Below are 2,281 nucleotides of genomic sequence, written 5' to 3'. Positions count from 1 at the left end.
AATGAGCAACTGTCTTACCTGTCAAGCCGTGTGGATGGATTCATCCCACGGCTTTCCTGTTTTTGCGATGGCGTTGAGGATAGTCAGCAGCTTTCTCATGCAGGCAACCAGAACAACCTTGTTCGGCTTGCCGGTGGCGACGAGCCGATGGTAGAAGGCCCCAATGACCGGGTTGAAGCGTACGGCCGCTAACGTCGCCATGTACAACATGCGCCTGACAGCGGCACGTCCGCCGAAGATCATTCGTTTGCCGCGAAACGCTCCCGAGTCGCGGTTGAAGGGCGCTACCCCGATCAGCGCACTGACCTCACGCCGCGTCAGCTTGCCGAGTTCTGGCACGTCGGCGATCAGCGTGGCGACGGTAGCGGGTCCTACTCCGCGAACACTGGATAGCAGTTCGACCAGGCCGGTGTGATGCGCCTTGACGTGCTTCGCCAGGGCAGCTTCAACAGCCTTGAGCTGACCTTGAAGAACCTCAATGACGGCGGTTAGACTCCCGCGTACGGCTTCGTGGCTGATTCCAAGTCGTTGTCGCTCTGACGTCAACAATGTGACGATCTGGCGACGACGGGCAACGAGGGCTTGAAGCTCCTGCTGCAGCGGCGAAGGCAGGATTTTGACTATCTTGTCCCTGTCGCTTCGCTGCGCAAGCACTTGGGCAAGCTGAGCCAGAGCACGCGCGTCAATCCGGTCGGTTTTCGCGAGATTTCCCATTGCCTTCGCGAAGTCGCGGGCTTGCCGGGGATTCACGATAGCAACTGCGTAGCCGGCGCTTTGCAACGCACAACCAGCCGCCACCTCGTAGCTTCCTGTGGCTTCCAGTACCACAAGATCAACCTGGCATTCAGCAAGGGCGGTGAGCAGCTCTTCGTGGCCTGCTGGCGTGTTGGGATAGGTGGTGACGCTTCCTGCAACTCCGAAGGCGACATCAAGGGTGGCTTTTGCCACGTCAATTCCGACAGCGATTTTTTCAGACATGGTTCCCCGGATCCCATTCTTGTGAATGCGAATTTGAATTCAAGCAACTGTTCGGGCTTATCGAAGAACGGTAGCGGTCATACGCCGAATGCTCATTAACGGGCTTTCAGGCCCATGATGGTTATCAGGCTGCATGACCGCCGTCCGTGAGCAGAAAGATACAAGCAACTGTCTTACCTGTCAAGCCGTGTGGATGGATTCATCCCACGGCTTTCCTGTTTTTGCGATGGCGTTGAGGATAGTCAGCAGCTTTCTCATGCAGGCAACCAGAACAACCTTGTTCGGCTTGCCGGTGGCGACGAGCCGATGGTAGAAGGCCCCAATGACCGGGTTGAAGCGTACGGCCGCTAACGTCGCCATGTACAACATGCGCCTGACAGCGGCACGTCCGCCGAAGATCATTCGTTTGCCGCGAAACGCTCCCGAGTCGCGGTTGAAGGGCGCTACCCCGATCAGCGCACTGACCTCACGCCGCGTCAGCTTGCCGAGTTCTGGCACGTCGGCGATCAGCGTGGCGACGGTAGCGGGTCCTACTCCGCGAACACTGGATAGCAGTTCGACCAGGCCGGTGTGATGCGCCTTGACGTGCTTCGCCAGGGCAGCTTCAACAGCCTTGAGCTGACCTTGAAGAACCTCAATGACGGCGGTTAGACTCCCGCGTACGGCTTCGTGGCTGATTCCAAGTCGTTGTCGCTCTGACGTCAACAATGTGACGATCTGGCGACGACGGGCAACGAGGGCTTGAAGCTCCTGCTGCAGCGGCGAAGGCAGGATTTTGACTATCTTGTCCCTGTCGCTTCGCTGCGCAAGCACTTGGGCAAGCTGAGCCAGAGCACGCGCGTCAATCCGGTCGGTTTTCGCGAGATTTCCCATTGCCTTCGCGAAGTCGCGGGCTTGCCGGGGATTCACGATAGCAACTGCGTAGCCGGCGCTTTGCAACGCACAACCAGCCGCCACCTCGTAGCTTCCTGTGGCTTCCAGTACCACAAGATCAACCTGGCATTCAGCAAGGGCGGTGAGCAGCTCTTCGTGGCCTGCTGGCGTGTTGGGATAGGTGGTGACGCTTCCTGCAACTCCGAAGGCGACATCAAGGGTGGCTTTTGCCACGTCAATTCCGACAGCGATTTTTTCAGACATGGTTCCCCGGATCCCATTCTTGTGAATGCGAATTTGAATTCAAGCAACTGTTCGGGCTTATCGAAGAACGGTAGCGGTCATACGCCGAATGCTCATTAACGGGCTTTCAGGCCCATGATGGTTATCAGGCTGCATGACCGCCGTCCGTGAGCAGAAAGATACAAGA

Annotated in this window: 2 protein-coding genes; both read right to left on the bottom strand. The window is 57.7% G+C overall.

The window, feature by feature from the left end:
• Positions 1-21: 21 nt before the first annotated feature.
• Complete coding sequence (locus AB4Y43_RS40275) at positions 22-978, bottom strand: IS110 family transposase (protein WP_368730278.1); 957 nt, start codon at positions 976-978, stop codon at positions 22-24.
• Between the two features lie 180 nt (positions 979-1,158).
• Complete coding sequence (locus AB4Y43_RS40270; protein WP_368730278.1) at positions 1,159-2,115, bottom strand: IS110 family transposase; 957 nt, start codon at positions 2,113-2,115, stop codon at positions 1,159-1,161.
• Positions 2,116-2,281 lie beyond the last annotated feature (166 nt).

The organism is Paraburkholderia sp. BR10872, assembly GCF_040965835.1.
Taxonomy (GTDB): Bacteria; Pseudomonadota; Gammaproteobacteria; order Burkholderiales; family Burkholderiaceae; genus Paraburkholderia; species Paraburkholderia nodosa_A.
Note: the sequence above shows the minus strand (reverse complement) of the source record. Positions and strands in the feature narration are given on the sequence as shown.